The organism is Sphingorhabdus sp., from assembly GCF_044354325.1.
In the GTDB taxonomy this organism is placed as follows: domain Bacteria; phylum Pseudomonadota; class Alphaproteobacteria; order Sphingomonadales; family Sphingomonadaceae; genus Sphingorhabdus_B.
Genome location: NZ_JBILAF010000097.1, coordinates 1 through 7,613 on the forward strand (window position 1 = coordinate 1; position 7,613 = coordinate 7,613).

7 protein-coding genes and 1 pseudogene are annotated in these 7,613 nt (G+C 57.7%); all 8 read left to right on the forward strand.

All coding sequences use genetic code 11. From position 1 onward, the window contains the following. On the forward strand, positions 1-334 hold a 334-nt coding region (locus ACIQ0G_RS08770), incomplete at its 5' end, for a J domain-containing protein (RefSeq protein ID WP_397577581.1). Between the two features lie 10 nt (positions 335-344). Continuing rightward, positions 345-1,337 (forward strand): cobaltochelatase subunit CobS, encoded by a 993-nt coding sequence (gene cobS, locus ACIQ0G_RS08775; protein ID WP_324477516.1) that lies wholly within the window; start codon positions 345-347, stop codon positions 1,335-1,337. A 43-nt stretch (positions 1,338-1,380) separates the two neighbouring features. Next, on the forward strand, positions 1,381-1,917 hold the full coding sequence (locus ACIQ0G_RS08780; protein WP_397577582.1) for a peroxiredoxin: 537 nt from the start codon (positions 1,381-1,383) through the stop codon (positions 1,915-1,917). Continuing rightward, positions 1,917-3,113, forward strand: a complete 1,197-nt coding sequence (locus ACIQ0G_RS08785; protein ID WP_397577583.1) for an alpha/beta hydrolase — start codon at positions 1,917-1,919, stop codon at positions 3,111-3,113. The genes ACIQ0G_RS08780 and ACIQ0G_RS08785 overlap by 1 nt, the downstream gene beginning before the upstream one ends. Further along, positions 3,113-4,927, forward strand: coding sequence for a cobaltochelatase subunit CobT (gene cobT / locus ACIQ0G_RS08790; protein ID WP_397577584.1), 1,815 nt, complete (start codon positions 3,113-3,115; stop codon positions 4,925-4,927). Before ACIQ0G_RS08785 ends, cobT begins: the two co-directional genes overlap by 1 nt. Positions 4,928-5,591: 664 nt before the next feature. Further along, on the forward strand, positions 5,592-7,076 hold the full coding sequence (gene cysS, locus ACIQ0G_RS08795; protein ID WP_397577585.1) for a cysteine--tRNA ligase: 1,485 nt from the start codon (positions 5,592-5,594) through the stop codon (positions 7,074-7,076). Next, positions 7,073-7,429, forward strand: a complete 357-nt coding sequence (locus tag ACIQ0G_RS08800) for a hypothetical protein (protein WP_397577586.1) — start codon at positions 7,073-7,075, stop codon at positions 7,427-7,429. Before cysS ends, ACIQ0G_RS08800 begins: the two co-directional genes overlap by 4 nt. Further along, positions 7,426-7,613 (forward strand): annotated as a pseudogene (locus ACIQ0G_RS08805) (D-2-hydroxyacid dehydrogenase); the annotation flags it as partial. The gene ACIQ0G_RS08800 and the pseudogene ACIQ0G_RS08805, both read left to right, overlap by 4 nt.

A 7,613-nucleotide genomic window follows, 5' to 3' on the forward strand; every position in this document is an offset into this window, starting at 1 on the left:
CGAAACCCGTGCCTTTCGCGCCAGCGGCAGTGTCGATTCGCCGCCCAAATGGGCGGACTTTAAAGACCCGTTGGATGCTATATCCACCCGCTTTCGATCACGCATGCCCAAGGAACGCGCCGACGGGCAATTCCTGTCGCCTGAGGACCGCAAAGCGCTCAAGACGCTAGGGCTTGGCGAGGATGCGGATAGGCGCGCCTTACGTAGCGCCTATTCGGCCAAGGTCCGCGCCTATCATCCTGATAAAAATGGCGGCAACCGGTCTTATGAAAAGGCTTTGCAAGACGTCATTGCTGCCTATACGCACCTTAAAACATCGCCCGCCTTTATTTGACGAGAACGACATGACTGACATTCCAAATATCCAGCCCAACAGCAGCGACACGACCATTCTAGCTGCCCCTGACAAAACCGTCAGCGTGCGCGAAATGTTCGGCATCGATGTCGACATGGAATGTCCTGCCTTTTCCGTTGCCGATGAGCGGGTTCCCGACACCGACGACAGCTATGTCTTTGACCCCGACACCACGCTCGCGATCCTTGCTGGCTTTGCCCATAACCGCCGCGTGATGGTTCAGGGATATCACGGCACCGGTAAATCGACGCATATCGAACAGGTGGCCGCGCGTTTGAAATGGCCGTGCATCCGTATCAACCTCGACGCGCATATCAGCCGTATCGACCTTATCGGCCGCGATGCCATCGTTCTGCGCGATGGACAGCAAGTCACTGAATTCCGCGAAGGCCTGTTGCCTTGGGCGCTGCAGACACCGACCGCTTTGGTGTTCGACGAATATGACGCCGGCCGTCCGGACGTGATGTTCGTGATCCAGCGTGTGTTGGAGACTGAGGGCAAGTTAACGCTGCTCGACCAGAACCGCGTCATTCGTCCGAACCCATATTTCCGCCTGTTCGCGACCGCCAACACCGTTGGCCTTGGCGATACAAGCGGGCTGTATCACGGCACGCAAGCGATCAACCAGGGTCAGATGGACCGTTGGAACATTGTCGTTGGCCTGAACTATCTGCCCGCGCAGGTCGAAAGCGAAATCGTTTTGGCCAAGGCATCGGGCACCGATGCCGCGACCGTCGCCAACATGGTGAAGGTCGCCGAAATGACGCGTCAGGGCTTTATCAATGGCGATATTTCAACCGTCATGAGTCCACGGACCGTTATCACATGGGCCCAAAACACCGCCATTTTCAAAAATGTCGGTTTTGCGTTCCGCCTGTCGTTCCTCAACAAATGTGACGATGCCGAACGCGCGTTGGTCGCGGAATATTATCAGCGCGTCTTTGGGCAGGATCTGCCCGAAAGCGTCGTTGGAAAGTTATAAGCATATTGGCCATTTCGCCGAAACACCGTTGAAGGGACCATTTATGAAACGCACTGCTCTTATTCTGGCGCTCGCACTTAGCGCATCGCCGGCATTTGCTGCGCTCAAGCCCGGCACACGCGCGACCGATTTCACCACGCAGGCTGTTTTGGCGGGCGACGTGTATAGCTATAATTTGAACAAGGCCCTGAAACGCGGGCCTGTCGTTTTATATTTCTATCCCAAGGCATTCACCGCGGGCTGCACCGTCGAGGCGCATGAATTTTCCGAAGCCGCCGATGATTTTGCCGCCTATGGCGCATCCATCATTGGCATGTCGGCGGACAATATCGACACGTTGAAGCGTTTTTCGGTGGAGGCATGCCGCAACAAATTCACCGTTGGCATCGCGTCCAAACCCGTCATCAAAAACTACAAGGTCAGCCTGCCCATCATGGGCGGCACGAACCGCACGACCTATGTGATTGCGCCTGATGGAAAGGTGTTGTTCGCCTATTCCGAACTGGGCGTGAAGGGTCATGTGTCCGGCGCTCTCAATGCGGTAAAGGCATGGCGCGCAGCCAATCCTAAAGGGAAATAATGCGCAAAGCTCCCCTTCTCCTTTTGCCGATGCTGCTGGCTGGCTGCACTGTGGCTGTCGAATATGGCGACATTCCCCACAATGTGCTGGCGGAAAACCCGCGCTGTAACCCGGCGCAAAATGACAGCGCATCGGTCAACGGAAAAGATTATTTCATCGTCACCAGCCGCCTGCCCGATTGCCGCGGCGATAATATCAAACTGACCAACCATCGTGCAGACCGCGTTCGATTTGGCCGGTTCTCGCCGCCAGAAACGATCAAGCCCGCCAAGGGCGACAAGCAATTGGTGGTGCCGGTCGCGTTTCAGCCGGAAGACGCATGGTGGGATGGCCTGCGTGATGCCGCGAACCTGCGCAACGGCCGCGTCCTTTTATATGTGCATGGCTATCGCGAAAAATTGCAAACCACCGCCCGCGACGCTGTCCAGATTGGCGCGATGAGCAATTTTGACGGCCCGATTATCCATTATAGTTGGCCATCGCAGGGCAATCTGTTAAGCTATGCCGTTGATGAAACCAACATGTATTGGGACCAGCGCAATTTCCGGAACTTCCTGACCACATTGGCGCGAACCGAATGGGTCAAGGAAATCGTGATTGTCTCGCATTCGCTCGGCGCACGGCTTGTCACGCCTGCCGTGGAATATGTCGACCGCACATCGAGCAATGCGGATTCCAGCAATATTTCCAATATCATATTGGCATCGCCCGATGTTGATCGTGAAGATTTCGAACGCGATATCGCTGAAGAAGTGTTGGCCGCCCGCCGCGTCAACAACGACCGGCGCGTGACCGTCTACGCATCACTCAGCGACCGCGCACTTGCCGTTTCGCGCGCTGTCCATGGCTATCCGCGGCTGGGATCACCTTATTGCTTCAGTCCGTTCGAAGCCAAGGATTTGAAGGCCAAAGGATTGCCGCAGCGTTGCTTTGCGACAAAGACCAAATATCAGACAGAGCCTGCCAAAACGGGCTTTACTATCATTGACACCACCGACCTATCAGGCGGCGGCGCTGGCCATAGCGATTATTTGCGCAGCCTTGCCGTGTGCAAGGATTTTGCCGCTGTCGTGAATGGCGCGCGGACAACCGACGATCGCGTGGCCACCGCGCAGGCGCATGTCTTTACGCTGCGCGCGCCGGTTAAGCCGACGAAAGCAGACATTGCAGCGGTATGTAAGCGGGTGGCGGATTGATGGCGAACGAACCTCCACTGGAACAGTTCAAACAAGTCCTGACCGGCACGGCCCGCGCACTCGCGCATGAGCCGGAGATTGAACTTGCGTTCACCGCCGATGCGCCGACGCAAGCGGGCAAAAATTTCAAAGTGCCTATGCCCGGCCGCTTGTTGCCGCCTGACCAAGTGGCCGAAGCACGAGGCTTTGCCGACAGCTTCTCACTGAAGCTCAAACACCATAATGCCGCACGCCACGCCGCCTTGCGTCCATCCGAAGTCATTGCCGGCGCTGCATTTGACGCGGTGGAAAATGCGCGCGTTGAGGCATTGGGTTCCCGCAACATGGCGGGTATCGCTGCAAATCTGGGCCACGCGCTTGAACTCAAATTGCGCACCGACCCGATCAGCCGCGCACAGTCCGCTGACGAAGTACCAATTTCGACCGCATTGTCGCTCATCGTGCGCGAACGCCTGACCGGCGCGCCTGTCCCGGACGCGGCGGTTGCTGGCGTCGATATGCTGCGCGGCTGGATTGAGGAAAAGGCGGGCAGCGATCTTGATGCACTTGCCCACGCGCTTGACGATCAGGGTGCATTTGCCGCGCTCACGCAAGCGATGCTGGAGCATCTGAACCTGACCGAGGGCGATGTTGACCCGTCCGATGCCGATGAAGGCGGCGATGATGCCGAGGACAGCCAAGACCAAGATGGCGACAGCGACGATGATGGCGAAGGCGAAGCTGGCCAAGCCGAAGCACGCGCTGAACCGCAACAAGGCGAAGGCGAAGAGACCGAGGCCGATTATGACGGCGAGGATATGGACGATCAGGACGGTTCCGACGGCGAAATGGGCGATGACGGCATGCAGCCCGTCACCCCGCAGCGCCGCAATTGGGACCATCTGCCGCAAAGCGATTACAAAATCTGGTCGACCAAATATGACGAGACCATCACCGCGACCGAGCTTGCGGACGAAGAAGAGCTGAACCGGCTGCGCGCTTACCTCGACCAGCAATTGTCCAACCTGCAATCGGTGGTGACAAAGCTCGCCAACCGTCTGCAACGCCGCCTGATGGCGCAGCAAAACCGCAGCTGGGATTTCGATCAGGAAGAAGGCATGATCGACGCAGCGCGGCTCGCGCGCATCGTCGTCTCGCCGGGCAGCTCGCTGTCGTACAAGATCGAACGCGAAACCGATTTCCGCGACACCGTGGTGACCTTGCTTATCGACAACAGCGGATCGATGCGCGGACGGCCGATCAGCATCGCCGCGATCAGCGCCGACATATTGGCGCGCACGTTGGAGCGCTGCGGCGTTAAAACCGAGATATTGGGCTTCACCACCCGCGCGTGGAAAGGCGGCCAAGCGCGTGAGGATTGGCTTGCCGCTGGACGGCAACCCATGCCCGGCCGCCTCAACGACTTGCGCCACATCGTCTACAAAAAAGCTGATGAGCCATGGCGTCATGCCAAGCGCAACCTGGGCCTGATGATGCGCGAAGGTTTGCTGAAAGAGAATATCGACGGCGAGGCCCTGCTTTGGGCGCACAACCGCCTGATCGCCCGCGCCGAAGACCGCCGCATTTTGATGGTGATTTCCGACGGTGCGCCAGTCGATGACAGCACCTTGTCGGTCAACCATGGCGGCTATCTGGAACAGCATTTGCGCAAGGTTATCGAAATGATCGAAACGCGATCGCCTGTCCAATTGGTTGCGATCGGCATCGGCCATGACGTCACCCGTTATTACAAACGCGCCGTCACCATCATGGACGTTGAACAATTGGGCGGTACGATGATCGAACAGCTCGCCGGGTTATTTGACGAGGAATAGCCTGGCCTTTCACACAGCTACGCCGCGGCGTGGGCAAGCGATCCGTGGGGACGGGTTTTAAATATTACCGTAGCCCTGAGCAGCAGGCAGAGCCTGCGTCCGTCGAAGGGCGCCTCTCGACCGCAGCGCAACACCGATAAACGCCCTTCGACAGGCTCAGGGCTACGGTGAGTGTTGACCAAGCGATCCGTTGGGACGGGTTTTGAACATTACCGTAGCCGCACTGTTATCCTCCCCATCGACTTGCGATGGGGAGGTGGCAGTCCGCAGGACTGACGGAGGGGCCTCAAACAGTGCAAGCCCCTCCACCATTCGCTACGCGAATGGTCCCCCTCCCCATCGCAAGTCGATGGGGAGGATGCGGCAAATCTTGACCATATGTAGGCGAATTGGACGGCACGCCGCAGCCGATGCGGCGGTGAACAATATTACCGCAGCCCTGAGCAGCAGGCAGCGCCTGCGTCCGTCGAAGGGCGCCTCTCGACCGCAGCGCAACACTGACATTCGGTCCTTTTTAACTTTCACGACCGTCATGCTGAACTTGTTTCAGCATCTTACTTTTTTGACGGCGGTGGACAAAGTAAGACCCTGAAACAAGTTCAGGGTGACTTTGAGAGATTGGAGGTGGGTTGACCTACGCACCCATTTCCAGCATCGCCAAACCATGTCCGAGCTTAAACTCTTCAACAGCCTAACCCGGCAACTGGAAACCTTCACCCCCGTCCACGCTGGCGAGGCGCGGGTTTATACCTGCGGCCCGACGGTGTATAATTATCCGCACATCGGCAACATGCGCGCCTATGTTTTTGCCGACACGCTTGGCCGGGTGCTGTCATATAAGGGCTATAAGCTCACCCATGTCATCAACATCACCGATGTCGGCCATCTGACCGACGACGCCGACGCGGGCGAAGACAAGATGGAGAAGATGGCGGCGGAAAAAGCGCAGTCGATCTGGGACATCGCAAAGCATTATACGCAAGCCTATTGGGACGACATCAAGGCGCTGAACATCCGTCAGCCCGCGCATTGGTCGATTGCGACCGAATATGTCCCCGCGATGATCGCCTATGCGACCAGCATTGCCGACAAGCATTGCTACGAACTGGAATCGGGCCTGTATTTCGACACCTCGACCGTTGCCAATTATGGCGCATTGGCCCGCGCCAAGACCGAGGACGGAGAGGGCCGCATCGAAGAGGTGGAAGGCAAACGCCACGCCGCCGACTTTGCCATTTGGCGCAAGACGCCCGCGGGCGAAACGCGGCAGATGGAATGGGACAGCCCATGGGGCAAAGGCGCACCGGGTTGGCATTTGGAATGCTCTGTGATGTCAGAGGCGCTGCTTGGCCTGCCGTTTGACATCCACACCGGCGGCATCGACCACCGCGAAATCCACCACCCCAATGAAATCGCCCAAAATCAGGCGCGCTGCGGCGGGGACCACAGCGGCGCACAATTTTGGATGCACAACAATTTCCTGATCGAACGCAGCGGCAAGATGAGCAAATCATCGGGCGAATTTCTGCGCGTGCAATTGCTGATCGACAAAGGCTTCCACCCCCTCGCCTACCGCCTGATGTGCCTGCAAGCACATTACCGAAGCGAGCTGGAGTTTAGCTGGGAGGGGCTGCAGGCGGCGCTGGTGCGGTTGAAGCGGATGGTGATGGCTGTCGCAAACCTTAAAGCCCGTCATGCTGAACTTGTTTCAGCATCTTACTTAGCGACGTCGGAAAGTAAGACTCTGAAACATGTTCAGGGTGACGTTGCTCCGGGGATTTCGGCGGCGCTTAACGATTTTACGGCGGCTGTTTCAGATGACCTCAACACGGCTATCGCAATAACATCGCTAGAAACGCTCATCGGCTTGAAGAAGGTCGACGCTGCACAGCATCTTGCTGCGATTGCCGAGATGGACGCAGTTCTGGGTCTGAACCTTAATAGCCTCACCCGCACCGATCTGCGCATCCGCCCCAAAGCCGCCGTCATCACCGAGGCGGAAATCGAAACCGCCCTCGCCGCCCGTAAAGACGCGCGCGCCGAAAAAGACTTCGCCAAGTCCGACGCCATCCGCGACGACCTCATCGCCAAAGGCGTTGAAGTCATGGACGGCGACCCGCTGGGCTGGGATTGGAAGTTGGATATATGATACTCAAAATTGCTTGGCTCATCCTTGCGGCTATCCACGCGTTGCCCGCGCTGGCGCTGTTCCGTCCGGCGATGATTGGGCAGCTTTACCGCGTCGCTAGCGATAACCCCTTGTTTCTGTTGCTGCATCATCGCGCTGCGCTGTTCCTCGTTATCTTTCTGCTTGCTGTCTGGGCTGCATTTGACCCTGCGAGCCGCCGCATTGCCAGCGTTGGCGTCGGCCTCAGCATGTTGTCATTCTTGGTTCTCTATTGGTCTGCAGGCTCGCCGCCAGCGCTGAAAACCATTGCGATGACCGATCTTGTCGGCATCCCGTTTTTAATCTTTGTAACTTGGAAGGCTTTTGCCGCATGACCAAAACGAAACTCGTGATGTCGGGCCTTGTGCGCCCCCTGATTGAACCGCGCTTACCCGATTGGATCGAGCCGCATTTCTTCATGTCGAAGGAAGAGGCGCTTGCCCTCGCGCCGCAAGCGGAGATTGGCTGGTTCGACATGTATGACAAGGGCGATATGGCCACGGTCATCAATGCTGCGAC